The sequence below is a fragment of the Luteimonas sp. GW821-FHT14E02 genome (genome assembly GCF_058803905.1).
Genome location: NZ_JBXAPK010000004.1, coordinates 165,472 through 191,488, shown reverse-complemented (window position 1 = coordinate 191,488; position 26,017 = coordinate 165,472). Strand labels below are relative to the sequence as shown.

17 protein-coding genes and 1 pseudogene are annotated in these 26,017 nt (G+C 60.8%); 9 read left to right on the top strand and 9 right to left on the bottom strand.

Annotated elements, in window-relative coordinates; translation table 11 throughout:
* Positions 1-638: 638 nt before the first annotated feature.
* Positions 639-1,511 carry a LysR substrate-binding domain-containing protein gene (locus tag AC1RNP_RS08450; RefSeq protein WP_493050805.1) on the bottom strand — a complete coding sequence of 291 codons (873 nt, stop codon included), beginning with the start codon at positions 1,509-1,511 and terminating at the stop codon, positions 639-641.
* Between the two features lie 187 nt (positions 1,512-1,698).
* Here AC1RNP_RS08450 and AC1RNP_RS08445 point away from each other — a divergent pair.
* A pseudogene (locus AC1RNP_RS08445) lies at positions 1,699-1,755 on the top strand (twin-arginine translocation signal domain-containing protein); the annotation flags it as partial.
* 27 nt (positions 1,756-1,782) lie between these two features.
* Positions 1,783-2,976, top strand: a complete 1,194-nt coding sequence (locus AC1RNP_RS08440; protein WP_493050996.1) for an epoxide hydrolase family protein — start codon at positions 1,783-1,785, stop codon at positions 2,974-2,976.
* A gap of 255 nt (positions 2,977-3,231) precedes the next feature.
* Here AC1RNP_RS08440 and AC1RNP_RS08435 read toward each other — a convergent pair whose 3' ends face one another.
* A complete protein-coding gene (locus AC1RNP_RS08435) occupies positions 3,232-4,140 on the bottom strand; it encodes a LysR family transcriptional regulator (protein WP_493050804.1) in 909 nt (302 codons plus the stop codon).
* A gap of 138 nt (positions 4,141-4,278) precedes the next feature.
* On the opposite strand from AC1RNP_RS08435, the gene AC1RNP_RS08430 reads away from it, so the two are divergent.
* The 3 genes from AC1RNP_RS08430 to AC1RNP_RS08420 all read left to right on the top strand — a co-directional run bounded on the left by AC1RNP_RS08430 (position 4,279) and on the right by AC1RNP_RS08420 (position 7,014).
* Complete coding sequence (locus AC1RNP_RS08430) at positions 4,279-5,295, top strand: zinc-dependent alcohol dehydrogenase family protein (RefSeq protein ID WP_493050803.1); 1,017 nt, start codon at positions 4,279-4,281, stop codon at positions 5,293-5,295.
* A 111-nt stretch (positions 5,296-5,406) separates the two neighbouring features.
* Positions 5,407-5,700: a putative quinol monooxygenase gene (locus AC1RNP_RS08425; RefSeq protein WP_493050802.1), complete on the top strand. Its 294-nt coding sequence runs from the start codon at positions 5,407-5,409 to the stop codon at positions 5,698-5,700.
* 18 nt (positions 5,701-5,718) lie between these two features.
* Complete coding sequence (locus AC1RNP_RS08420) at positions 5,719-7,014, top strand: MFS transporter (protein WP_493050801.1); 1,296 nt, start codon at positions 5,719-5,721, stop codon at positions 7,012-7,014.
* 124 nt (positions 7,015-7,138) lie between these two features.
* On the opposite strand, the gene AC1RNP_RS08415 is transcribed toward AC1RNP_RS08420, so the two are convergent.
* The 3 genes from AC1RNP_RS08415 to AC1RNP_RS08405 all read right to left on the bottom strand — a co-directional run bounded on the left by AC1RNP_RS08415 (position 7,139) and on the right by AC1RNP_RS08405 (position 13,838).
* The gene (locus tag AC1RNP_RS08415) at positions 7,139-7,615 is read right to left on the bottom strand and encodes a DUF4019 domain-containing protein (protein WP_493050800.1); all 477 of its coding nucleotides are present in this window, start codon (positions 7,613-7,615) and stop codon (positions 7,139-7,141) included.
* Between the two features lie 79 nt (positions 7,616-7,694).
* Positions 7,695-8,564, bottom strand: coding sequence for an OmpA family protein (locus tag AC1RNP_RS08410; RefSeq protein ID WP_493050799.1), 870 nt, complete (start codon positions 8,562-8,564; stop codon positions 7,695-7,697).
* A 126-nt stretch (positions 8,565-8,690) separates the two neighbouring features.
* On the bottom strand, positions 8,691-13,838 hold the full coding sequence (locus AC1RNP_RS08405) for a YadA-like family protein (RefSeq protein WP_493050798.1): 5,148 nt from the start codon (positions 13,836-13,838) through the stop codon (positions 8,691-8,693).
* 947 nt (positions 13,839-14,785) lie between these two features.
* Here AC1RNP_RS08405 and AC1RNP_RS08400 point away from each other — a divergent pair.
* The gene (locus AC1RNP_RS08400) at positions 14,786-16,252 is read left to right on the top strand and encodes a sensor histidine kinase (protein ID WP_493050797.1); all 1,467 of its coding nucleotides are present in this window, start codon (positions 14,786-14,788) and stop codon (positions 16,250-16,252) included.
* On the opposite strand, the gene AC1RNP_RS08395 is transcribed toward AC1RNP_RS08400, so the two are convergent.
* Together AC1RNP_RS08395 and AC1RNP_RS08390 are read right to left on the bottom strand one after the other, a co-directional pair.
* Positions 16,196-18,634: a ligand-binding sensor domain-containing protein gene (locus tag AC1RNP_RS08395; RefSeq protein ID WP_493050796.1), complete on the bottom strand. Its 2,439-nt coding sequence runs from the start codon at positions 18,632-18,634 to the stop codon at positions 16,196-16,198. The two genes, AC1RNP_RS08400 and AC1RNP_RS08395, sit on opposite strands and share 57 nt — an antisense overlap.
* Positions 18,635-18,676: 42 nt before the next feature.
* Positions 18,677-19,393 (bottom strand): response regulator transcription factor, encoded by a 717-nt coding sequence (locus tag AC1RNP_RS08390; protein WP_493050795.1) that lies wholly within the window; start codon positions 19,391-19,393, stop codon positions 18,677-18,679.
* Positions 19,394-20,075: 682 nt separating this feature from the next.
* Between AC1RNP_RS08390 and AC1RNP_RS08385 the strand changes: the two genes are divergently transcribed.
* Positions 20,076-20,414 (top strand): YciI family protein, encoded by a 339-nt coding sequence (locus AC1RNP_RS08385; RefSeq protein ID WP_493050794.1) that lies wholly within the window; start codon positions 20,076-20,078, stop codon positions 20,412-20,414.
* 185 nt (positions 20,415-20,599) lie between these two features.
* Positions 20,600-21,001 (top strand): NAD(+)--rifampin ADP-ribosyltransferase, encoded by a 402-nt coding sequence (gene arr / locus AC1RNP_RS08380; RefSeq protein ID WP_493050793.1) that lies wholly within the window; start codon positions 20,600-20,602, stop codon positions 20,999-21,001.
* Between the two features lie 31 nt (positions 21,002-21,032).
* On the opposite strand, the gene AC1RNP_RS08375 is transcribed toward arr, so the two are convergent.
* Positions 21,033-21,470: a hypothetical protein gene (locus AC1RNP_RS08375; RefSeq protein ID WP_493050995.1), complete on the bottom strand. Its 438-nt coding sequence runs from the start codon at positions 21,468-21,470 to the stop codon at positions 21,033-21,035.
* A 412-nt stretch (positions 21,471-21,882) separates the two neighbouring features.
* Positions 21,883-22,989, bottom strand: coding sequence for an alpha/beta fold hydrolase (locus tag AC1RNP_RS08370; RefSeq protein WP_493050792.1), 1,107 nt, complete (start codon positions 22,987-22,989; stop codon positions 21,883-21,885).
* 470 nt (positions 22,990-23,459) lie between these two features.
* Here AC1RNP_RS08370 and AC1RNP_RS08365 point away from each other — a divergent pair, with 470 nt between their 5' ends.
* Complete coding sequence (locus AC1RNP_RS08365; RefSeq protein WP_493050791.1) at positions 23,460-25,946, top strand: cytochrome P450; 2,487 nt, start codon at positions 23,460-23,462, stop codon at positions 25,944-25,946.
* Positions 25,947-26,017: the final 71 nt, after the last annotated feature.

Genomic DNA, 26,017 nt, shown 5'->3' with positions numbered 1-26,017 from the left:
CGGCGCGCAACCGTGTGCTTTCGCGCCATCGATTCGCGTTTTTGTTGTTCTCCGTCTGGGCGCACCAGATTCAAAGTGGAGCTATGCTTTATCGAGAGTTTTCGGGTTAAAGCAGCAATTGCCGGGTCAAGGCGCTCATTTCTGCGCATTAATAAATCAATCAAGGGTTAGAACTTATTGAGACATAGAACCCCTTCGAGGCATCTTAAAGATCGCCTCCAAAATGATTTCTTTCTCTTTCGCAAAGGCTCCTAATCCTGCTCGCACACACCAAGCGCCAGCCTCTGCACTGCCACTAATCCCTGGCTAGCGAAGCCTTCAAGGACAGCTTTAATGCAAGTCGCATCAGAACTATTTGAGCATGCAATCACTCTAAACGTGAAGTCGTTGTGATTTCAGGAGCCATGATCGCTACCGGAATCCCCGATCAACACGCACTCGATATCACAGAGCAGACTGACCATCGGAGAGGCGAACGTTGTCCGGCGAGTCCAGGGTATTCATGCCGCACCCTGTCCAGCGGCCAAGTCCCCCATTGACCCTCGGTCAGTCCGCCCGAAATCGTGCAGGAAGATTCGTCATCAGGATTGAACGAACAGCGGCGCGCTACCACCGCATTGGCATGATGGCTGCGCAAGCTAATCAGTGATGCCTTCTCGGACAAAGGCCAATATTGCCCCGCTGGTCTCATCCCTGCGGCTCATCAACATCACGCTTTTCGACGGCGCCCCTGGGATCTTTCGATAGATAAGCCCTGGTATGTTTATCTCCGTGAAAGAGGCAGGTACCAGAGCGATGCCTTCTCCGGCAGCCACCATCGCCAAGGCGGCCAACATGCTCTGCGCGCGATGGGCGATGTTAGGTGGCGCACCCAAAATCTCTGTTAGCGCGCTGGCAATTGCATCATCCCGATCAAGCGCATATACGATGAATGGCTCCGCAGCCAATGCTTTGGATTGAAAGCGCTTGGCACTCGCCATCGGATGATCGGACGCCATTGCCAAACTTAAAGGCCAGAACCCCACGGGCACCGAAGTCAAGCCAGATGGCAACCCCGGCTTGTAGTTTGGGCTAAGGCCAACATCCAATTCGCCATCCACGATCGCTGCGCACTGCTTATCAGGCGGCGCCTCTTGAAGCGACAGTTCCACGTCGGGACAGCTGGAACGAAACCGACGCAGCAGTTGCGTCAGACAACCGGTCATCACAGCGGCGCCGTCAAAGCCGACTCTGACCACCCCCTGCTCTCCACGAATGGAGCGCCGCACGACATCTTTGGTATGCCGTGCGTGAGCCAATATCCGTTTTGCCTCCGAGAGCAACAAGGCGCCCGCCTCGGTCAGCCGCAGGCCCTCCTTGGAACGCACCAGCAGCGGCCCTCCCATTTCATTCTCGAGCGCCTGGATCTGCATGCTCAAGGCCGGACGGACGATGTGCAGGCGCTCCGCTGCGCGACCGAAGTGCATCTCTTCAACCAGCGTCACGAACGATTGGAGAAGCTTGAAATTCATGCCATGTCAAAATAAATGACCATGAATTCAATTATAACTAATTTACCTGACGCATAGAGACACATAAATTGAGGGACCTTCAATCAAACGGTCAGCGTCGTACCGGGCTATTCGCCATTTGACTACACCCATGGCGTTATAAACCTTTACCGGCCCTTTCCGACGCCCCGTCTTTCAGGCTTTCCACATGAATCGTCGAGACCTATTGAGAGCCTCCGGCGTTGCCGCTGGAGCCGCACTACTCCCCGCAATCGAGCTGAGCGCCTCCCCGATGAGCAGCCGTATGCCAGCATTGGATATGCCTCCCGCTACCGAAGAGATCACCCCGTTCGAAATCCGTGTGCCACAGGCTGCGCTTGACGACTTGAAGCGTCGACTGGAACAAACCCGTTGGCCGGAAGCAGAAACGGTCCAGGACTGGTCGCAAGGCGTTCCGCTGCGGAAAGCGCAGGCGCTGGTTGCCCACTGGCACGATCGATACGACTGGCGCAAGTTCGAAACACGCGTGAACGCGCTGCCGCAATTCAGGACACGGCTCAATGGTCTGGGCATCCATTTTCTCCATGTGCGTTCGGCTCATGAAAATGCATTGCCGCTCCTCCTCACACATGGCTGGCCCGGCTCGTTCCGCGAATTCCTCGACGTCATCGGCCCTCTCGTCGACCCGACGTCCTACGGCGGCTCCGCGGATGACGCCTTCCACGTCGTCATCCCTTCACTTCCCGGATTCGGATTCTCGGACAAGCCGACGGAGCAAGGCTGGAACACAGCCAGGATCGCCCGCGCATGGGCGAGCCTGATGCAACGGCTGGGTTATCGGCGGTGGGTCGCGCAAGGTGGAGACTGGGGGGCGGGAATTACCCGCGAATTGGCAGTAGCGCGACCCGAAGGACTCGTCGCCGCGCACGTGAACTTCCCCTACTTCGTATTTCGTGGCGAACACCCCACCCACCCGACGCCTGCCGAGGTCGAGGTGTATGCCGACGCGGCTCGGTTCGAACAGGATGGCGCTGGTTATTTCAGTCTGCTCGCCACGCGCCCACAGACGATCGGGTATGCACTTGCGGATTCCCCGGTCGGACAGGCGACGTGGATCTACGAGAAGTTTCAAGCCTGGTCGGACAATCAAGGGAATCCGGAAGATGCATTGTCGATGGATGCGATGCTCGACAACATCACGCTCTACTGGCTGACCGATACCGCGACCTCCTCGGGACGTCTCTACTGGGAGGGTGCCCGTGAAGGCAAGTTCAACTCGACCCCGAGGATCGAACTTCCAATGGGAGCCTCGATCTTCCCGCATGAGTTGTATCGCCCACCCCGGGCCTGGGCCGAGGCGTTATGGCCCAACCTGATCTACTGGAATGAGGTCGCCAAGGGAGGACACTTCGCCGCATTCGAGCAACCCGCGCTGTTCGCGGAGGAAATGCGTCGCGCGTTTCACACACAACGCGTGGCACGGTAGTTCAGACGACAGGCATCTTTGATGCCATGGGCGAAAGACGGGGCCGAATTTCGAACACCTCGATAGAAATGACAACATGAAGAACCACCACTTCGAACATGGCGTGGTTCTCTCTGCACTCACCCCTAGAGCACCACGACTCAATGTCGTGGCATCAGGCTCTCGTCGACATCAACCCCAAAGCACTCATGACTTCGTACCACCATTGAACGCGGTGCGTTTATCGTTGCAGAGCGAACCCTGACAGACAGGCCATCAGGTCGGCGACAGCAACGGGGGAATCTCCGCCACCAGTGCATCAATGGAGATGCGTGTCTTCGACGGCAAGTAACGGGTCTGTGGCCAGATGACATGGATCCCCATGGAGATGGGGCGGGTAGCCGCCATCACCATCGCCAATTGCCCGGTTCGCACGTAATGCTCGAGCAACCAGCAAGGTAAACAGACCAGCCCAAGCCCCTTGACTGCCATGTCCGCCATGGTCTGCAGATCGTCCAGCCGCAGACATGCCTGGACTTGAGCCTCTCGCGGATTTCCCTTTTCGTCGAGAATTTGCCAAGGCGCGTCCTCTCCGCGATGGGAATACATGATGCCTTGATGATCGGCGAAGTCCTCGGCACGTTGCGGCGTCCCGTGAGCGGCCAGATAGGAAGGAGCAGCGCCGATACCCAACCTCTGAGCTCCCAGGCTGCGCATGGCCAGACTCGTGCTGTCTGGCAATGGCCCGATGCGAACGGCCAGGTCGAACCCTTCGTCGATCAGATCCACGGCGCGATCATTGAAGGACAGTTCCACTTCCAGCTTCGGATACTTGCGAGCCATCGAGACGAGGACGGGCGCCACGCAATGTCTGCCGAACAGGGTCGGCATGCTGACCCGCAGTCGCCCACGAGGCTCCCGACGGCCGCTTTCCAAAGCGGCTTCCGCAGCGTCCAGTTCCGACAACGCACGCAGACAATATTTGTAATAGGCGAAGCCATCCTCAGTCAGGCTTTGACGACGAGTCGTGCGATGAAAAAGCCGTGTCCCCAAGCGACGCTCCAGCTTGGCGATCGTTCGGCTCACCGTCGAACGCGTCACACGCATGCGGTCAGCGGCCAGAACCAGGCTGCCGGCTTCGACGACTTGCACGAACACAGCAACACCTTCGAGGCGATGATTCATGTCTGTGGATTAGTTCAATTTTCGCAACAACAAAGGGAAAAACTTGTACAGATGCCCCGACTGGATTCGGGTAATTTAATCAGGACGCCGCGAAGCAGTTTCGCGCCAAATCTTTATCTTTTTCAAGGAACAAATCTCATGAAAGCCTATCAGCTAACTCCAGGCCAGGGTCTGGATGGACTCCAGATCGTGGAGGAACCCCGGGAGCCTCTGCTTGCACATCAAGTCCGTGTACGAATCCGTGCGGTCTCCTTGAATTTCCGTGAATTCGTGGTGGCCGGCGGGCTATACCCCGTTCCCCTGAAGACTCCCGTGATTCCAGTCTCGGATGGCGCGGGCGAGGTCATTGAAGTGGGAGCAGCCGTCGTCCGCTTCCGGGTCGGCGACCGCGTGAGCTCCAATTTCTATCCCGACTGGATCGAGGGTGCACCGACTCCCGACAAGCTGAAAAACCACTTGGGAGGGTCTGTCGACGGCGTGCTCGCCGAAGAGGTTGTGTTCCATGAGGAAGGTCTGGTCGCCATACCCGATCATTTGAGTTTCGCCGAGGCGGCGACCCTGCCGTGCGCGGCCCTTACGGCCTGGAACGCCCTGTTCGGCGCCGGCAAGGCCCGCCCGGGCCAAACCGTGCTCTTGCTGGGCACCGGCGGCGTATCGATCTGGGCACTGCAGCTGGCCGTAGCGGCGGGACTGAAAACAATCATCACATCTTCAAGCGAAAGCAAACTGCAGCACGCGCGGAAATTGGGCGCCAAAATCACCATCGATTATCGGAAAAATCCGAAATGGGAGGAGACCGTGTTGAAGGAAACGGACGGACACGGTGCCGATATCGTGGTTGAAGTCGGTGGGCCAGGCACCCTGCCCCGCTCGATCGCCTCGGCTGCCATGGGCGGAACGGTCGTGGTGGTCGGCGCAGTGGGCGGAGGTGGCACTCCCGACTTCGCCATTGGCGATCTGATCACCGGCAGCAAAAGCCTGGTGGGAATTACCGTGGGCAGCCGGCACATGGCTGAGGATCTCGCCCGGTTCGTGGAATTGACCAGAATCCGTCCCGTTATCGATCGCGTGTTTCCATTCGCCCAGGCGAGGGACGCGTTCGCTCATCTCCAATCCGGCCAGCATTTCGGCAAGGTCGTCATAGAAATCGATTGATCGTCGGCTGAGCAAATCGCCTGGCCGCCATCATTCGGCTCCCCACCCGACTGTACTGTCCGGTCGCTTGATCGTGCAGGTGCTTGCATCACTTCTGGCAGGACCCGAGTCATGAGCATATCCGCGATGGTCGAATTTGAAGTAAACCCGGCGATGCGCGACGAACTTGTTGCTTATCTGAGGGACATTTTGCCAGATACCAGGAATTACAAAGGGTGTCTCGAAGCAACTGTCCGCATCGATCAAGACATGCCAAACAACCTGATCGTCTTCTCACGTTGGGAATCGATAGAACATCTCGACAGATATTCGGCGTGGCGCCATGAAATGGGCGCCACTGATCGAATCATCCCGCTTCTCTCCGCAGCGCCCATCCGCCGCATTTTTGACGAAATAGACGCGTAGCACCACGGAGCTGACGTCTTGCACGCAGCCTTCGCCAAAAAATTCCACCGGGGCTGTCTGTCTGTAAAGAGCGCCATCAGATTGGGCCATCCCTGCAGCGCAAACGCTCCACCACATGAAGTGAAGGCAGACATGAGTGATGACTCGCTTAGCCCACAAAGTGCGTCCTGGAACGCGATCTTTTCCATAGCTTGCGGCGCGCTGGCGATAGTCACCGCAGAATTTCTGCCCATCAGCCTGTTGACGCCTATGGCCCAGGGGCTAGGTGTCACCGGGGGGCAGGCAGGTCAAGCCGTCACCGCTACCGCGGCAGTGGCAACGATCATCGCACTCGTGGCCACGGCCGCCGTTCGAACTGTTGACCGTCGCTGGGTGATCATGGCCTTTACGGCACTACAGGTTGGCTCGAATCTGTGCATCGCATACGCTCCCAATCTGACCGTGGTGCTGGTCGGAGCCGCTTTGCTCGGGATTTCGCTTGGCGGATTCTGGAGCATGGCAGCCGCTGCCGCCACACGACTTGTGCCTGCGACCTCGGTGCCGCGAGCCTTGTCGATCATCTTCAGCGGAGTTTTCGTCGCCACTATTGCTGCGATGTCCTTCGGCAGCTATGTCGGCGATCTGGTCGGTTGGCGCAACGTGTTTCTCCTCGGTGCCGGCATCGGCTTGGTCGCGCTGTTCTGGCAGGCATGCGCACTGCCCTCGATAGCGGCCTCTCATGCGGCCCGATTGAGCACCATGATGAAGATAACGAAGAGCCCGCTCATGCGGGCAGGTCTGGCAGCGATCATTCTTCTCTACATCGGCCATTTCATGTTCTTCACCTATTTGCGCCCGTTCCTGGAGAACGTGACCAAGATGAGAGTCAATGGAATCTCGACCGTCTTGCTGGGTTTCGGCATCGCCGGATTCATCGGCACTCCGCTTGCGGGATGGCAACTGGCAAAAAACGTGTATCTGACACTGGTCGCGATCCCGTCGATCATGGTGTTGACCGGGCTCGCACTGGCTGTCGTCGGCGGCATGCCGACCACTACGGCCGTATTGATCGCTCTCTGGGGCATGGCTTTCGGCGGCGCGCCCGTGGGTTGGTCCTTCTGGATCACTCGAACGATTCCTGATGAGGTCGAAAGTGGCAGCGGACTGCTGGTTGCCACGTCGCAATTGTCCATCGCCATCGGCGGGGCGGCGGGCGGAATAGTATTCGACCGGAACGGAGCCCAGGGCACTCTGATCGCAGCCACGCTGGTCTTGCTGGTCGCCACGATTGTCACCCTGATCGGACTGCGTTCGGATCAGTCCGAGACGTTATAAGGGCAACGCACGTCGCTGCTGGCGTCCTGTACTTCGATCCCAAGCGTTGCCCATGTGCCCCCCCCTGCGCACGCTCAAGCACTGCGACCATGCACGACAGCGATCGCCGCGGTAACGCCGCTCCTCATTGGATGACGTAGCCGGAGAATCGCCACATGCCGTCCTCGTCCCGGCGGAGGGAAACCAATTCTGTTGCTGATCGGTTGCCCTGGAACTGGCTGGAAAATTCGATGCTGGCGTACAGGCCCGCCGGAAGCGGAGCGCCACTCCCCACTGCTTCACGCCGCACCGTTATCCAGTTGCGCGAACTGGTTGCGCCCAGAGGCTTTCGGGTCTTTCCGACATGACCGATGAAATCCTCGCGCTTGACGGAACGTTTAGTCACGTTCGACGAGTTGTCCCATAGCACGCCGGCCTGGCCGCGATCGATTGCCTGCAACAGCTGCAGTGCGGCGTTGGCCAAGGTGCCAGGATCGATATCGCGTGCGACGGATTGTTGCGGCGCCGCAGCCTGTCGTGGCGCTTGTCCTTGCACCTGTGCGATCGCCGTTCCGAACAAGATGCACAACACTATTACTATCGTCGTTGTGAAGTATTTCATGGCCTTGCCTCAGTTGTTGCGTAATGGGTGAAAACGATGAGCGCACGCGCGACGTGACGGCGTTCGATTCCGTGGCGATTCACTGCTCCACGTCGGCCTTGATCTCGACGCGACGATTCGGCTGCAGACATGCGATCAATGCGCTCCGCTCCGTCGAAGCGTCGCAATTGCTGACGACCGGCTCTGATTCGCCCCGGCCCTCCGCTGAAACCAGCCGCGCCGGCACACCTTCGACGATCAGCAGTTGACGCACCGTTTCGGCGCGTCTTTGCGACAGAGCCTGATTGGCCTGGTCACCGCCGATGATGTCGGTATGCCCGATGACCCGTACCCTCTGCAGTCCCTTGGAATCACGCAGTTCCCCCGCGATGCGCGCGATCTCGGCCTGGCCGCCCGCCTGAAGATCGCTGGAACCAGCCCGACCGAACGCGAACAGCGCATCCGCGGACACCGAGAAATTGCGGGGAGCCGCCGCCGTGGGCGCTGCCGGCGACGGCGCCACAGCGACGGGCTCGCGCAGCACGTCGCCACAATCCTGCGGCTGCCAGTAGAAGCTCCGTGCCAGATAGCTCTGGTCGAAGATCACCTTGTATTGGCAAGTGGTCACACCACCATCGCGACGGAAATGAAAGATGTAGTCCCATTCCCGCACGCCGGCATAGCCTTCGCGGAAGTGTGGGCGTCCCAGCAGGTGATAGAGCTGTTCCTTGGTAACGCCGGGCGCGACTTGGCGCAGGTTGTCCACGTTGGGAAACGTCCCTTCTTTCAGGACCGCGCGCTCCATCGCTGGAAACACCACCTCGCCCGGCACCCCGTCGGCGGAAATATCGCGGCTGACGTGCCGTGTACCGCAAGCGGACAATAGCCCCATCGCGATACTGCATGCGATCGCTACGCCAGCGAACCGTTTGGCTTCCATTGGAGACTCCTCGCTTTGACTGATGACCACCGGTCGGCACGCGTGAACCCGCGCCGCCGGACAGAGTTCTGATTCGTTTCTGCGATGAAGACGGCATTGGACATGCCGTTCACCACCGAATGTCGCGTTCCGCCCGAAGGCGGAACATGCATTGCATCACCACTGGATACCGGCACCGATCGAGAAGCCCCAGTCGCGCGCACTGTTTCCGCTGGCCTGCGTTTTGTAGACCCAGCGGCCGTTCTCGGTGATGCCCGACAGTCCTACGGCCATGCCGTATTCGCCCTGATAGCCACCCGCCGCGACCGCGAGCATGCTCTTTCCGGGCAGATAGGCCTGCGGCAGGCCCGCCATCGCCATCGCCGAAGAAGTACCGGCGCGGAAATCCTTGCGCAAGTTCCCCATGTCCTCGTCGAACTGCTGGAAGCGGGCGTCGGTGTAGGCCTTCGACTGATCGATGGCGTAATTCACGCCGGCGTTGAGCTGGTTCACGTTGACCGCATCGGTACCGGCGACACCAGGCGCCACGCCGGTGATGGTGCGCCCACCAACATTCACTTCGCCGGTCGATGTGCTGCTGCCGACGTAGGCGGCGTTGTAGTCGGTCTGCGCGCCCACCGTGGTGGTCGATCCGGCGCCCAGCGCCACACTGTTGTCGTGACTGGCCGTCGCGCCGGTGCCCACCGCAGTGCTGTTGTCGCCGCTGGCCGTGCTCTGATTGCCCACCGCCAGCGCATTGTCGCCGCTGGCCACCGCACCGTTGCCGCCCGCCGACGAGTTGGTGCCGGTCGGCTTCGGTTTGACGATGTTGCCCTCCTGGCTGACCTGGAACATGCCGTCGCCACCGTTCTGCACATTGGTGATGCGATCGTCGAAGGTGTTGACGGTGTTCGTCAGGTTGGCGACGTCGCCTTCCACCTCGGTGATGCGGCCGTCGAAATTACCGACGGTGTCGCTCAGGTCAGCGATGTCGTTCTCGATATTGGTCACACGTCCATCCAGTGCATTCACCGCCTGGTTGGTGGCGTGCAGCTGCGAGCCGTTCACCGCGTCCGTCGAGGTTTCCGACAGCCGTCCTGCCGCGACGTTGGTGATGGTGCGTTCAGCGCCAACGCTGCCCACACTCACCGTTCCGACCGGTGTGGCGCCGGCGAAGTCGTAGGTCGTGCCCGCGATCGTGGCGCTGGCGGTGCCCACCGCCGGTGCGGTGGTGGAACCCGCGCCCAGTGCCACGCTGTTGGCGTCGCCCGCAGCGGCGCCGGTACCGATCGCCACCGAATCGGCGGCGGTGGCGCTGGCGTTGACACCCGAAGCGATCGCGCCGGTCGCGGTGGCGCCGTTGTTGGCGTAGTTGCCGCCTTGGGTGCCGCCGTCATTGACACTGTAGTAATGCGCCGTGCCGGACGAGACCGCCAGATTCAACTGGTCCACGTTCACCGCGTCGGTACCATTGACGCCGGCGGCCACGTTGGTGATCGTCGTACCGCCGGCGTTGATGCCCACATTGGTGATGCTGGGTCCGCCGGCGATGGTCAGGCCATTGGTCGTGATCGTGGTATTGCCCACCACTACGCTGTTGAAGCTCGGATCCGCCACCACGCCCACCGTCAATGTACCGGTGGTGTCGTCATACGCGACCGTCGCGTTGCTGCCGGCGGCCACGGTCAGGGTTTCGCCGGGAGCGATGTTGCCGTTGTTGGCGCCGTCAGTGATGTTCCAGCCGGCGGTGGCGCTGCTGTTGACCTGATTCAATGCGTCCTGCACGTTGGTATAGGTGTTGCCACCCACCGCCAGGCCGGCCGTCACGGTATGCGTGGTCGGATCGTAGACCGAAGTGCCTCCCAACGAGGTCGCGGTGCTGTTGCCCAACTGATCCAGATTGACGCCCAGCGCGCCCACGGCCTGGTTGGTCGCAAACAGCTGCGAACCGTTGATCGCATCGGTCGAAGAATCCGACACCCGCCCCGCCGCGACGTTGGTGATGGTGCGTTCAGCGCCCACCGCACCGACACTGACCGTACTGGTCGGTGCGGTGCCCGCATAGTTGTAGGCCACGCCGTCGATCGTATCGCCGGTCGTGACGACCACTGTTCCCGTGACGGATCCCGAACCAAGCGCCACGTCACCGGCCTGGGTACCCGCAACCGCGCCGTCGCCCAGAGCCGTACCGCTGGCCACCGTGGCACTGGCATTCACGCCCGCTGCGAGCGCATTCAATCCGGTGGCGCCATCGTTGTTGTAGTTGCCGCCCTGAACGCCGTTGTCGTTGACGCTGTAATAGCGCGTCTTCGCACCGTCCACCAGATTGGTCACCTGCTCCAGATTGACCGCGTCGTCACCATCGACCGCGGCGCCCACGTTGGTGATGGTCGTACCGCCGGCATCGATGCCGATGTTGGTGATGCTGGGACCGCCGCTGGTGAAGCTAATGCTGCCATCGTTGATGACGGTATCGCCCACCGTAATGCTGTTGAAGCTCGGGTCGGCCACCACGCCCACCGTCAGCGTGCCGGTGGCGTCGTCATAGTTGACGGTGGCATTGCTGCCGGCCGCCACCGTCAACGTCTCGTCCGGTGCGATGTTGCCGCTGTTGGTGCCGTCGGTGACGTTCCAACCCGCATTGGCGGTTGCGGCCACCTGCTCGACCGCTTGATTGGTCGCGAATAGCTGCGAACCATTGATGGCATCGGTCGACGCGTCGGAAATTCGGCCCGCCGCCACATTGGTGATCGTCCGCTCGTTACCGACCGTGCCCACGCTGACCGTGCTGGTCGGTGCGATGCCGGCGAAGTTGTAGGTCACGCCATCGATCGTGGTGCCGGGAGTCGCCACCACAATATCGGTCACCGAACCCGAACCCAGCGCCACGTCGCCCGCATTGTTGGCCACCGCGGTATCGCCGAAGGCGACCGCGCCCGCCGCCAGCGCGCGGCTGGTGCTGCCGATGGCGACGCTGCCCTGCCCGATCACGGTGTTCTGGTAACCGATGCCGACCGCACCCTGCGCCGGCGTGCCTGGCGTGCTGACTGCCTGGCCGCCGCCGCCGACCATGTTCGTGTTGCCCATCGCCACCGAACCGTTGCCAGTGGCGGTGTTGTCCAGGCCGCTCGCGATCGCGCCATTGCCGGTGGCGGTATTGGGATCGCCGATCGCCACGGCGCCATCGCCACTGGCGAAGTTGCCCGAGCCGATGGCGACTGCCCGACCACCGGTGGCGGTGGAGCCTCGGCCGATGGCGACTGCGTCATCGGCATCGGCGACGGATTCACCGCCAATGGCGATCGCATTGGCGCCCGATGCGAGGGCGCCCAGGGTGGCATTGCCGCCAATGGCGATCGAACCGATGCCGGTGGCGCGCACCGCTGTTGCTGCGCTGTTACCGCCTGAGCCGAGCGCTGTCGCGTAGTTGGCCTCCGCGGCAGCCCGGGTTCCGACCGCCACCGCGTCCTCGCCGGTTGCCCGGCTCGCGATCCCCATTGCGACAGCGCGATCCTGCGACGCCGTCACATCGGTACCAATGGCGATAGCACCCGCCGCAGTGGCGCCCGATCCCGCAAGCGTGCGCGCGCCAAGATTGATGGAGTTGATTTCGGACGCGATCGACTGGAAGCCGATGGCGATCGCGTTGCGGCCACCTGCGCTGGCGCTGGTGCCTTGCGCGACGGCATCCAACGCGGAAGCGTTTGCCTGGGAACCGATGGCGATCGCGTTGCCCATACTCGCAATCGCGTTCAGGCCGATCGACGTCGTTGCATTGCTCGCGACGCCGATGCCTGCGTTGGTGCCGATGGCGATATTGTCGTTGCCGCTGACCAGGCTGCCTGCCGCAGCATCCAAGGTCCCATCGTAGGCGACCGTGCCATCGCCGGTGCCGAAGGCGACATTGCGCGTTCCCGTGACGCCAGAACCCGCGCCCCGCATCTGGCTCGCAATGCCTCCGCCCACGGCGGTGTTCTGCGCACCACTGACCAGCGTGCCGGCGGCAACACCCATTGCGATCGAGCCCGTATTGCCGGTGGTCGAACCCGCACCGGCGCCCTGGCCGACAGCGACTGTGCTGGTCCCGAAAGCAACCGCTTCCGCTCCGAGCGCAAGTGAACTATTCCCTTCCGCCCGAGCCGCGTTCCCGAGAGCGGTGGCTGCGTCATTGGTTGCCGCTGCCAAACGGCCGCCGGCAAACGTATTGACGCCGCTGGCATTGGAGCCAGAACCTATCGCAGCGGAATTCCCGCCACTGGCATTGGCGAAAGACCCCAGTGCGCTGGCGCCGACCCCGGTGACATTGGCGGATGCGCCAACTGCGGTCGCATTGGTGCCGCTCGCGACCGAGCCACTTCCGAATGCGCTGGAGTTGATCCCGCTGGCTGCAGCGGTGTTGCCGATGGCTGCACCACCATCGGCGCTCGCATTGGCGGCAGTGCCGACCGCGACGCTGGAGTTGGCGAGAGAACGCGAGTTAACGCCGATGGCGATGGCGTTGGGGACGGCCGGAGTGCCGACAACGCCTGCGAGTGCGCCCTGGCCGAGTGCGATGGATTGGTTGCCCACTGCCCTGGTTTGAAAGCCGATGGCAACGGTTCTGGTAGAGCTGGCCACCACATCCGTGCCGATGGCGATGGCGCTGTCGGCCAGCGCGCCGGTCCCAGCAGCGGTGCGAGCGCCTAGATATATCGAGTTGACTCCGGCTGCACTGGCTCCGGCACCAACAGATACACCATTGAACCCAGAACTCGTGGCACCACTGCCCACTGCGACCGCGCCTTCCGCTGCGGCATTGGCTCGCACCCCCATGGCAACGCTGCTAAGTCCAGTCGCTTTCGACTGCACGCCGATACCGATGGCCCCTGAGCCACTGGAGGTGACATCCGTACCGATGGCAATCGATGACTCCCCGAGTGCACCGGTTCCTCCAGCGCTGCGCGCACCCAGGTAAATGGAATTAACCGCAGAAGCAATGGCTTGGTAGCCGACAGCCGTCGCATTCAGCCCCGAACTGATGGCGTTATAACCTACAGCAGTGGCTCCGCCTGCAGTCGCTTGGGACTGAAAACCCGCGCACATCGCGCTGCCGCTGTAGTAGTTGTACGGCGCTGCAGTGCAGTCCACCGATTGCGCCTGCGCCGACGGAGCCCATCCGACCCAGCCCAGGGCCAGCAGCGCGGCCAGCCCCACGCACGATGCTCCCGCCGAACGTGAAGCCCGTCTCCCGCCCCCGGATGCCTTGCCACGCGTCGTGGCCAGCTCCGAAGCGACCACCAGCCGATTGAGTGACCGACTCCAGACAACGCTGTAAATTTTATTCATGACATGGCTCCCCAGTGATTAGCCAACCCAACGGGTTTTGGGATGAGGGTGGTCTAGCGTTGCTGATCAACCTTTCGATAGAAATCGCGCCGACCGTGCGACCAATGCTCTGTTGTACGGAGTCGCGCACTGGTCATTCGCGACGAACACTAGTGACTGGAATCTGCGATTACACGCACGGACGCTCACGAATAATTTCTGGCGACTGGCGTCGCATTCATCATGTATCCGGGGCATTTTCCCGGCTCGCTCCTGGCAGCGACTGATAGGTCTTCTGCCCGCCATGAAAACCAAGTCGCAATTCGCTGCGTAGCCGGATGATGGAGAAGATAACGTCGGCTTCGACCTGACTAGATCAAATTCATGCTCCATCGCTTGCATCGCGAAGCACAGGTGCATGCCGAATCGTCGACCCGGCAACTGCAGGCTTGAATCTCCGTCATCCGATCGTGCCGACGGCATGCTTGTCGAGAATGCGCATGATGATCACGGCGACTAGTCGTCGTGTGGAGATCGCTCACGGCCTGGCAGACGCATTGCGTCGACAACACGCCACGCCTCCAAGCTTCCATCGCCAGCTCCTGCAGAGCACGCATGCATGCGTAGCGTCATGCGCCGCGCCTCGGCATGTACCCGCGCGCAAAGTTTCCCCATGCTCACCGGAAGTGAGAAATCGAAGAGCTCGCAGAGCTTGTTTGACCAGGTGAACCACACAAAAGTGATGGCCATCACGACTCCCTGCCGATGCACGAAATCTGCCCTTACCGTCCCGAATCGCGGTGCTACGCTGACCACCGGTGGTCATTCAAGGCAGGGACCACGTCACACCGCGCAGTTCATCGACCGCACGAGCGCTAGAGGGGGAATGGGTCCACAGACTCCTCGGCAGCCCGCCGTCGCGATGCAGGCCAGTTCCTTAGCCATCAGCACTGTCCCTGTCGATCACGATGACCGCCCGCGAATCACCCTTGTCCCTCTGGCAAAGCTTCATCAGCTGGATGAACCGCGTGCCCACTCACGCGAAGCGCGACAGACGCAACGCATTGACTCTGCAAGCGATACTTGTCGTCACCGGCACAACAACCCTGTGCATGACGATCGCTTCCTGCATGGCCACGGCGGACATGGCGGGAATCGCCGAAAACGAGATGACGCTGGCCGTCAGTGCCTATGCATGGTCATGCTTCTATCTGTTGCGCAGCGGATTTTTTCGACTGTCGACCAGCCTCACCGTCATCGGTGGCCTGATCCTGATCGGCATGAGCTATCAAGCCTATGGATTGCAGGCGCAGTCCGGGCTGCAGATCACCCTTCTGCTCCCCCTTCTGTTCTCGGGATTGTTCCTGGGAAGGGCCGCAATCTGGTGGACGGCCCTGGCCAATGCGGCCGTGCTGGCAATTGGCGCGCATACCGACCTGCGTCTCGCGATCGATTCCGTGCAGGCCTCGGAAGCGCTCTCCAACCTGCTTCTGTCCGGCATGAATTTTCTTGTCCTGGTGACGATCCTGGATCGCCTGATCCTCTCGTCGCAACGGGCGATTCATCGCAGCGAAGAACTGAATGCACTCTGCCTGGAGCTCAAATGCCAGGTGGAAGAAAAGGAACGCGCATACGAGCATCTTTTGCAAACGCAGAAGATGGAAACCATAGGCCGGCTTTCGACCGGCATCGCACACGACTTCAACTCCATCCTCAGCGTGATCCTGGGCCACGCGACATCCGTGGACATGCGAGGTGGCTCCATCGATGCGGTCCTGCCTGGGATCCGTCAGGCGGCGCGGCGCGGGGCCACGCTCACCCGGCGCCTGCTCAGCCTCAGCCGAACGCATATCAGACAGGTATCCACATTCGATCTCGCCGAGGCCATCGACGAAGTGCGGCCATTGATTCTGCCGATGTTCCCTCGCGGGATCCAAGTCTCACTGGATACATCCGCTTCCGGACTGCTGGTCAATGCGGATCGGGACGAATTGGTGCTGGCGCTGCTGAACATCGCCAGCAACGCCTGCGATGCCATGCCGCAGGGCGGCCGGTTTTTCTTGTCGATCGAAGCGGATGGCGCCTATGCGTCCCTCAGGCTGGAGGACACCGGGATCGGGATGAGGCCGGAAGTACTCGCACGCCTGTACGAGCCGTTCTTCACGACCAAACCCAAGGACAAGGGAACTGGCATCGGCATGGCGACCGTGCACCGCTTCGTCACCGAACATGGAGGCGACATCGATGCCGAAAGCACGCCCGGTGAAGGCACGCGTATTCGCATCCGATTGCCGCTGGCTGAATCCGAAGCTGCGATCCGGACTGACGCCAGCCCGGAAATTCCGCGGGCGCCTTTGATTACGAGCGACCACGCGCCTTCACCTTCCGTCATCGCGGAACCGACCGTCATCGGTTGTCGTCTCGCCGGTTCTTGATCGCGATGACAAAGCGGACGCTTCGCTTGCCCGCAGATTTTTGCGTCCCCAAACCCTCTCTTGGCTCGTACCGATTTGGGTGCCGCCGATCAGGAGCAGCAGACCCAGCGATGTCGCCAGAATCAGGATCCATGGCCGCAGATACCACGGCTGCAGATTGAGAATCCTCAGGCTTGCCGAAACCGGCGGCCATCGGCCGCCCAGGGTACGCGCCTGAACTTCGAACACGTGCTCTCCCCAGGGAACCGAAGCGTAGAGAATGCTCCGGTTCTGCCCCGCATCCACCCAATCATGATCGAACCCAAGAAGACGGAAGCGGAAATAGGTTTCCCGAGGTCGACTCAGATTGATGGCGGTATAGTGAATTTCCAGATTTCGCGCGAAAGGCTCTAGCGTCAATTGCGATCCTGCGATCTTCTGCGTGCGTCCGGCGACCGCCACCTCCTCGATGCGTGTCCTGAGCGGGGCCGGCTGGACATCGGGAAAATCCTTCGGATCGACAACGGCAAACCCTTCTACCAGTGAAAACCAAAGCCGGCCTTGCGTATCTCGATGACACGAGGTCGAATGACCTCCATTGATTTCGGCTGGGATCAGCCCGTCACCTGCCGCGTAGCCGATGGATTCGATCATGGCTGCGGCTTCTTGTGGTGCCGGCAACAAGGTGACGCCGCGATTTCCTCCCAGCCACAAGCGCCCCTGGTCATCCGGCAGGATGCATGACACCGTATCGTCGAACAGACCGTTGCGGCTGTCGTAATGATGCACCTGGCCGTTACGGATTCGATTGAGGCCACCGCCATAGGTGCCCACCCAAAGCGTTCCGCTTTTTTTGTCTTCGTACAGCGCTCGTGCAAAACGGGAGGACAATCCTTCCCGAGGCGTCCATCGCTCGACGATCTGGTTGTCGACCACCCGCCATACGCCACGATCGCCGACAAACCAGTCGCCCGCACCCGCAGCTGGAACGATGTTGTTGACGCTCATGCCCTGCAGGATGCCGATGCGGCGTTTCTCCGTGATGCGCCCTTCCCCATCGACCCTGATCTCGAACATGGAATGCCCTGAGCTGACAAGAAGACGGCCATCGCCCCGCTGCCAGACATTGATGGATCCTTCCGTCAACCTGGCGCCAACAGGCTTCGGCCTGCCTTCCACAATCCGTATCAGGCGTCCTTCTGTGGTTCCCAACCAAAGCGTATCTTCGTGGCCCAACGACAGGCTGCTAACACATTCACTCCCCGCTTCTTCCTGGACCGGCTGCTGCAGCATCGTGCCGTCACGCTGCCAATGACGCAGTCCTCCACACGCCGATCCGAGCCATAGACCGCCACGTCCATCCGCGATGACGGCGCGGCCGGCCATGTTCATTCCCTTCCTGGGAACAGGCACCAGTCCAAATAAAGACTTGCGCACACGCGACAATCCCTTGCTGCCGCTGCCTATCCATAGATTGCCCGCATCGTCCCTCGCCAGGCTGGTGACGCCGATGCCAAACAGTTCGGGAATGTCCCGCCATTTTCCGGAGCCGCTCTCCTGAACCAGATGTCCTGATGCCGTCGCCACCCACCATAGGCCATCCGCATCCTTCACCGCCGCCGTGGGACTCACTACATCCAGGGGCGACCATTGCCCATTGTCGGGGTTGTAGCGATAAAGAGCATGATCGGTACCGACAAGCAAGTCGCTCCCGCTGTTTTTCAACACTCGCACCCAACCGTCGCCAGCGGGCAGCGGAATGCGGCGAAGCCGCCGATCGGATACGACAAAGAAACCGTCAGATCCTCCTGCATAGATGCGTCCCTGCCCATCACGAGCCAGGTGCATATGGCCGCCTCTTTCGGAATCGATCCAGGTCTCGCGCTGATGCTCGGCATCCAGCGTGAGTAATCCCGCGGTACTTGCAATCCACAAGGTCCGGTCTGACGTTTGCAGAATGTCGTTGACCTGGCACGTACCGCCGCAGATCGACAAGTGACGGAACATCCCTTGCCGATACACGCTCAACCCGGCATCTTGCGTCCCGATCCAGAGCTGCTTCCTGTCGTCCTCGTATATCGCCAGAATGCGATCGCTGGCGGGCCCCGCTTGCGGTTCGCTTTCAGAATCAGGCGTATCGAGTGAAGTCTTTCCCCGGAATACCGTGAACGTCAGGCCGTCGAAACGCGCAAGCCCGCCAAACGTGCCGATCCAGAGGTAACCATCGCTGGCCTGGACCACAGCATTCACGCCTGACTGCGGGAGCCCGTCGTCGCCGGTGAAAACGTGCACGCCCACCCGATAGTCGGGTTGCACCTTGGGCAACGCCGAAGCGGGACCGCACATGACAAACAGGCCAACGATCGACAGCATCAACCGCAACCAGACTTCGATGGCTCTCACACTGCTTTTTCCCCACCGTCAGCATGGCACCGACGCAATCGACTACCAATTGAGCACATAACCAATGCCACGCACAGCGCGCAGAGGAAGTTCTTCTTCCGCCATCCTCTGGCATTTCTTGCGCAAGCGGTGAATCAGCACCTCCAGCCGATGCGGATCGAAGTCGTAGGCATTTTTGACCAGGCTCGCGATCAACGTCTCGCGCTGCACCGGAATTCCGGCTGACGCGGCCATCATCGCCATGACCTGCCTCTCAGCCAGATTCATCTCGATTTCGACGCCGCCGGGAGTCAGGATGCACCAGCCCCGCTCGTCCAAACGCCACTTCGTTCGCGCATGCGTCCCGTTCGAATCCGGAACGACCCATCGGGCCAGGTTGTGCAACGTCGTTACAACCTCTTCCATATCGACCGGCTTGGACAGATAGGCGTCCGCACCCGCACGCAACCCACGCATCCGATCCTGGCCGGAATCGTATCCAGTCAGCATGACGATCCCGACGCGGGGAGACAGCCTGCGCAGATGCGCGGCGATGCTGAAACCATCTTCGTCGGGCAGGCCGATATCCAGCAGGACCAGATCGTAGGAGCGAAGGGTCATCGATCTGTACAGATCGAGCGCTCCAGACATCCCGACGACGGAGAACCCGGAATGCGCCAGCACCGGCAAAAGAACTTCTTCTCTGAATGTCTGATCATCTTCCACTACCGCAAGCGTGGGCAGCCGACGTGCGGCCTCCATCAAGCGAGCGTCCAACATTATTTCCTCCAAGGAAACCTGAGTCGGCTCCCCAAAAAACAGGCAAACACTTCTTCCGCACTCCGCTCAGATCAAAGTAGCATCGCCTCCTTCGATAGATCCATGACGCGCCTGCTTTCGTGATAAATATCACATCACTTAGTCGACGGCGGAAGCATGACGCGCTGGCGGTGCCAAGCAGATCATCCAACGCAAGGCGGCCCGCCGGAGATCCACTTTGGCAATTGGCATCTGCCTCCCGCCCGAGCATCACTCATAGAGCCCATGAAACCGCCCTCGCGGGACGACGAAATTGAAAGGCATGCATCAGGCTTTGGAGCTTCTCACGCATGCCATCAAATACTCTGTCATCGGCTATGTGCGGAGAAAAATCGCTCACACAAGTCTGCGAGTCAGCACAAACGCATCGACCTGTAGAAATTCCCGATGCGTTGCGCACTCTTAATAGAGGGAGTTGGTGTGCAATGCGTTCTGAAGCTAGACACTGACTTTAGCGGCAGCTTTCGATCCTGAGCGGGCACTCGACGACCAAACGACACTCATCGGGCTTCAAAGACCAGAGTTCACGATACTATTCTGAGAATGGGCCGGGTGTGCTTATGGCCTGCTTCAGGCGGGCCAGGAATGGCCACAGAAGCATCCGGTTTGTTGGTAGCTGACCATTGATCAGAGGAGAGCAGAGATGCCGAGATACCTGATCTCGTTCGATGATGGATCGATGACATTCCCCGAAGAGGATTTCCCCGCCGTGGCCGAGGCGTCGCATGCAGTTGTGCGTGAGGCCAAGGCGGCCGGAGTCTGGATCTTCGGTGGTGGCATCCTGAGCCAGCAGGCACGCATCGTCGCTACTGATGGCTCGGTCTCCGATGGACCATACCCGGAGACCAAGGCGGTGATCGGCGGCTTTTCGATCATTGAGGTGCCAACCCGAGACGAAGCACTGATGTGGGCGGCGAAGATCGCCTCGTCCTGTCGTTGTGCCCAGGAAGTGCGCGAGATCATGTACGACCCCGAGTCCTGATCGCGATCTCGCCGAGCCAGGCGGCGATCGGGTCAGCTTCCATGCCAGGAGCGCTGAAAACAAAAAGGGAGGCGCCTGCGCCTCCCCACAATGAATTTATACAGGACAGGGGGACTTGCGGCAAGGCCGTGTGCGTAATGCAGCATCGCCCACCTGTCGAATTGGCAGGCAACCGGAGTGGCGAAATGGCAGATTCGCAAACGTACTACCACGGCACAAAGGCCGACCTGAGGATAGGTGATCTCATAGAGCCAGGCTGTCCCTCCAACTACGGCAAACGGAAACGGGCGGCTTTCGTCTACCTGACTGCCACACTGGATGCAGCCATCTGGGGAGCCGAACTGGCCGTTGGTGCAGGGCGCGGCAGGATCTACATCGTGGAGCCGACAGGCCCCATCGAAGATGACCCAAACCTGACGAATAAAAGATTCCCGGGCAATCCTACAAAGTCATACCGTTCTCGCAATCCACTTCGCATCGCCGATGAGGTTACGGATTGGAAGGGCCACTCCCTGGATCAGATCCAGGGCATGCTTGATCACCTCGAAGACCTCAAACGACGCGGCGTGGAGGCAATCGAGGAATGAAGCGACTGTGCCATCCACCTGTACTGGCTACTTACGGCCTCTTGATCTCAAAACCACCCACATCGACGCCAAGATTGATGCCTTCGCCCTTGCCGGCAAGCGCCAGCGAGACATTGCCCTTGGTCAATACCTGCGCCGATCCTGATTTCACGAGGCCGGCGTTGGCTTCCGCCTTCGCATACGTGCCCAGCACATCGTCAATCTTGCGCACGTCCGTAAAGCGGCCCTTGCCTTTGTCGATCTGCCATTTGCCGATGCTTAGACCCAAGGCTTTCGCGGAAATCTTGATCGGCATGGATTTCCCGTTGGAGCAACTCACCGTGCCGCTACCGGTCGCCTGCCCATAGACAGCCGACCATCCATCCAATGTGTAATCGAGTTTGCAATCGATGTCCCTGCCTGCGGCACCTGCAAAAGACGAGTACATCAGCGTTGCCACAAGAAGGGTGATCGCGGAATGCCGAATCATGATTTTCATTGCTCACCTCCTGCTGAATGCGGCCATTTTCTCGAAGCACTTGATAAGCATCAGTGACAGCAGTGTGAGCAAGACAGTCGTGTACTCGCGCTAGCGCACGCTCGGTATCATGACGTTACGATAACCGCACGCCAGACTGGCGCGGCAGCGCTTGTAGATATGAAGAATGAACGCAAATTCAAGCTCGGGATGCGTACTGGAGGCTGACAGAACTTCCGCAGAAGTTCGATGAAACGCTGTGCTTTTTTCCGGAATCACAGATGCGTTCAAGTCAGGCGGGCCGAATCCCTAAGGAAGATTCCGCCGAGGCCAGGAGTTCCCTTTAGGAAGCTAATGATCTGCTCTGGCCTGGCCGGGCATGACACCCCGCGAAGCGGGGCCATCACCAATCATCAGCAACACGTTATCCGGCAGCGCGATGATTCGACGCGCTCTCGACTGCCCAAGTCACTTGCCCGGGACACCCCATGTGACGCGATGATTGCAGTGCATCCAGCCAGCCTTCCACTGTCGGCGCCAAACGATCCAATCGCATCGGTAGACTGATGTGATTCTCGCCCGCGATTTCCAGATAACGCGCGCGTGGCACGGCGGCGGCCAGCGCACGGCCGTGGGTTACGGGGATATGCTGGTCATCGGCACCGTGCATCAGCAATAAGCAGGCTTTGGCTTCGCGGGCGGCACCAGCCACGTCCACTGCATCCAGATCCAGACCCAACTGCTTGTCGGCCGCCGCGATCACCGCATCCAGATCCTGACCGCCGTAGCGCAAGCGCGCCAGCTGCGTCTTCATCTGCGCGCTCCACCCCTGCGGCCGGCCATGGAGCATGTGCGGCACCATGTCGCGAATGCCGCGTCCGGCGTTGGCGAACGACTCCATCGCCACCACGCCCGTCACCGCATCCCCCAGTTTCTGCGCGGTGAACAAGGCGGTGGCCGCGCCGTAAGACACGCCGAACAGGTACAGCGGACCTTGCACTTCACCACGCGCGCGCAGCGACGCGATCACTGTCGCGACATCGTCCGCTTCACGCGTTCCGTAACCGGCGGGGCCGCCGCCTGAGCGTCCATGATTGCGCAGGTCGATACTGATGGCGCGATAACCGTCCTGGGCCAGTTGCAGCGACCAGGGCAGCAGCGAATCGCCATCCATCATCCAACCGTGCAACAAAATCACGGTGCCGCGCGGTGCCGACGCGGGCCCCTGTGGCGTGACGAAATCCAGCGAGAAATCGGCGTTGTGATCGTTCGAAGGGGCTCGGTAGTCGAAGCGCAGGTGGTAATCACCCGGATCGATCGCGCGCCAGAACAACGGAATACCCTGCGTGGTCACCACATGACCGCTGCGACTATGCAGGGTGGCGATCATCGCCTCCAGACGCTCTTGCGGAATCAGTGGCGACACACCACCGGGCGCAACCAGGCGCTCGCTCAGGGACGTGGAGGCATTGGACCAGGCGTGACCGGCCAAGCACAGGCCGACCAGCGCCAGCAGAAGCAGGCGGATCATGGAGGGAGAGGAACAAAAAACGGCCGCGCACCGTAACGCAGGCGGCCGCGGCGCTCTACCTCGTCCAGATGACAAGTTGATGACGGTTCAGCAGGGTTCCACCGATCATGCGCCTGGATTCCGCCAACCGGCCAGGCGCGCCTCGGGCTCTATGACTGCAGATACGGCCTGCCGACCCTCGCACGCCAACGAAAACGACAGGCGAATCCTTGCCGGGATGCAAGCGCGACTCTTGAATGACAGCCATCCGCCACATCCGGCTCATGTCACCGCCCAAGACCGTTTTGGCATTAGGGCTGAGAACAAGATCGCATATCCGCAACCCGCCGCTCTTTGAATTTTCACGGCCCGTGCTCCCCCGCACGGTTTGCCCTCCGCCCTCAACCTACTTTTCCCTCATCCATCGACATGCGGCGTCGATAGCGGCGGATGCCGGGAAGTGAATCGCCTGCGGGGGCATTTGTGTGGATATGGAAAGTCTCGCGAGCGAACCTGGCACCACGACCGCGAATCACTGGCGTCAATTGAACGCCATCGAGCGCCGGCGGATGCTCGCCGAGTACATCGCGCTCGAAGTCAGGCGGCTGACTCAGACGGAAGAGATCGCGCTATCGCCCGAGACCCGATTGGCCGATACGGGAATCGATTCGCTTGGCGGCATGGAGTTGATCGGCGCCATCGAACGGCAATTCGATGTCGTGATCCCCATCAGCACCCTGCTGGGCTCGGCGACTCTCGATGACCTGGTGGCACAGATAGCGCTGGGCAGCCACGACGGCGCCCCATCTCCCACGGCATCGCTCCACGCAAGATCTCAAGCGCAAAAAACACATACGTCCTTGCTGCGTGATTGGCGCGTCCCTGCCCCGTTGTTCCTGATTCCCGGCCTCAATGGCACGGCCTACTATCTGTCACCGCTTTGCAAGGCTTTCGACATGGATCGTGCCTGCATCGCCTTTCAAGCGCCGGGGGTCGATGGTCTCGAAGCCCCGCTGGGTTCGATCGAGGAAATGGCGCACCGCTACATCGAAGAGATGCGCTCCATCCAGCCACAAGGCCCCTATGCCATCGCCGGTCATTCCTTTGGCGGTCTGATCGCTTACGAAATGGCGCAGCGATTGACTGAGCAGGCGCAGATTGTCGAACCGCTCGTGCTGCTGGATACCACCGTCAGCGAATCCGTGGACGGCGCGGATCAGGGTGATGAAGTCATGGCCCTGTTCGAGTTCATCGGCGTGTTTTGCCGCTTCTCCGGGCAACCTCCGATATCCGCGGAGGTCTTGCTGGGGCTTCCTGTTGACCAGCAGCGTCAGACGCTCTGGTCGATGCTGGGATCGAATCCCGCGGCAGCCAACGTCATCGAGGTCTATCGCAGGAACATGATCGCGATGCTGCGGTATCGGCCACGCCCCTATGCCGGGCCGGTGATCCTGTATCGCTCCGTCGAAGGGTTCCCGGCCGAAGCCGTGCACCCGGGCCGCCGAGTGCGCCATGAGTTCGGAACACCCGCGCTTGGCTGGGACAAGTTTTGTTCCGACCTGCGCATCATCGAGACACCTGGCGATCATTTCACCATGGTGATGCCCCCTCAAGCCGAGACGCTCGTAACGAGCTTGCAGGAAGCACTCGAGCCTCGCGTCAACATGGTGATCGGATTCGATCGCCTGCAGCCCGCCAACACAGCCTATACGGACAGGCGCGCATTGCTGATCGACAGCGCGCACGTCCACTTCGACCCGCATCATCCTGATTTCCGTGAAGACCCCTACCCGTTCTTGAATCAGATGCGCGATCACACGCCGATTTTTCAAGATGCCTTGTCGCAGTGGTGGGTATCGCGGCACGCGGATGTTTCTACCGGACTTCGCAACAAGCTGCTCTCGGTCGACCCTCGCCCGCTGGACCACACCCGCGACATAGGAGGCAGCAGCGCCAAGCCATCCGCGCTGAGCAGTTGGTTCCGCAACCAGAAGGATTCTCCTCTGGCGCGTCTCTACAATGATTTCCTGCTGTTCCTCGATGCGCCAAGGCACACCTTGCTCCGGAAGGCATTCTCGCCCCTGTTCTCGCAGGAACACGTGCGGAATCTGACGGAATACATCGACGAGCGTGTCGAGACGCTCATCGCCGGGATGCGGGAGCATCCTCAACCTGATCTCATCCGCGACTTGGCGCTACCGATGCCCGTCGGCGTGATCTCCATGATCTATGGCGTCCCCGAAGCGGACGCGACATTCGTCGCGCAATGGGCGCGCGATCTCGCCATGGGGCTGGATACCGGGATGTCCCTGCAGACCATGCAGAAGGCCGAACGAAGCGCCGAAGATTTCACGCGCTACCTGCATGATCATGTCGAGCGTCTGCGCAGGGAGACTTCGTCCCTATCGAACGCTACGCAATTGAACGTAGACGAGGTGATCAGGCAAGGCATCAACGCCGATGAACTGGTCGCGCACATCGCCATGTCTTATTTCGCCGGCTTCGAAACCACGACGAATGTCATCGGCAACGGGGCACTCGCGTTGCTGCGTCACCCGGATCAGTTCGCCAGGCTGCGGGACGATCCATCGCTCGCCGAATCCGCCGCGGAAGAGCTGCTCCGCTACGACTGCCCGGTGCTCTTCACCGCGCGTTTCGCGATGCAGGACACCGAAGTCGCCGGACAGGCCATCCCGCGCGGAAGCTCGGTCATCTTCATGCTGGGCGCGGCCAATCGCGATCCCGCGATCTTCCCGAATCCTGACCGTCTCGACATCGGGCGATCCGCCAAGCACCACGTCGCGTTCTCGCACGGAGCTCATTACTGCCTGGGCGCATCGCTGGCGCGGCTGGAATTGCAGCGCGTCTTTCTTGCGCTCACCAAACAACGCTTCCGCCTCGTCCCCGGTAGCCTGGCATGGCGAAAGACTTTCAGTTTTCGCGGGCTCGATCAGTTCAAGATCGCATGGCAGCTGTAGCCTGACCGATCACCGATCGATCAGGCCTACCGGCCATACACGGGCGCCGCGTGCGACGGCGCCGGCTCCCG

Coding starts and splice junctions, on each gene's coding strand:
- AC1RNP_RS08370 (WP_493050792.1), bottom strand. CDS start 22,989: ATGATCCGCCTGCTTCTGCTGGCGCTGGTCGGCCTGTGCTTGGCCGGT.
- AC1RNP_RS08385 (WP_493050794.1), top strand. CDS start 20,076: ATGCCGAGATACCTGATCTCGTTCGATGATGGATCGATGACATTCCCC.
- arr (WP_493050793.1), top strand. CDS start 20,600: ATGGCAGATTCGCAAACGTACTACCACGGCACAAAGGCCGACCTGAGG.
- AC1RNP_RS08375 (WP_493050995.1), bottom strand. CDS start 21,470: ATGATTCGGCATTCCGCGATCACCCTTCTTGTGGCAACGCTGATGTAC.
- AC1RNP_RS08365 (WP_493050791.1), top strand. CDS start 23,460: ATGGAAAGTCTCGCGAGCGAACCTGGCACCACGACCGCGAATCACTGG.
- AC1RNP_RS08450 (WP_493050805.1), bottom strand. CDS start 1,511: ATGAATTTCAAGCTTCTCCAATCGTTCGTGACGCTGGTTGAAGAGATG.
- AC1RNP_RS08405 (WP_493050798.1), bottom strand. CDS start 13,838: ATGAATAAAATTTACAGCGTTGTCTGGAGTCGGTCACTCAATCGGCTG.
- AC1RNP_RS08390 (WP_493050795.1), bottom strand. CDS start 19,393: ATGTTGGACGCTCGCTTGATGGAGGCCGCACGTCGGCTGCCCACGCTT.
- AC1RNP_RS08425 (WP_493050802.1), top strand. CDS start 5,407: ATGAGCATATCCGCGATGGTCGAATTTGAAGTAAACCCGGCGATGCGC.
- AC1RNP_RS08435 (WP_493050804.1), bottom strand. CDS start 4,140: ATGAATCATCGCCTCGAAGGTGTTGCTGTGTTCGTGCAAGTCGTCGAA.
- AC1RNP_RS08440 (WP_493050996.1), top strand. CDS start 1,783: ATGAGCAGCCGTATGCCAGCATTGGATATGCCTCCCGCTACCGAAGAG.
- AC1RNP_RS08415 (WP_493050800.1), bottom strand. CDS start 7,615: ATGAAATACTTCACAACGACGATAGTAATAGTGTTGTGCATCTTGTTC.
- AC1RNP_RS08400 (WP_493050797.1), top strand. CDS start 14,786: ATGACCGCCCGCGAATCACCCTTGTCCCTCTGGCAAAGCTTCATCAGC.
- AC1RNP_RS08430 (WP_493050803.1), top strand. CDS start 4,279: ATGAAAGCCTATCAGCTAACTCCAGGCCAGGGTCTGGATGGACTCCAG.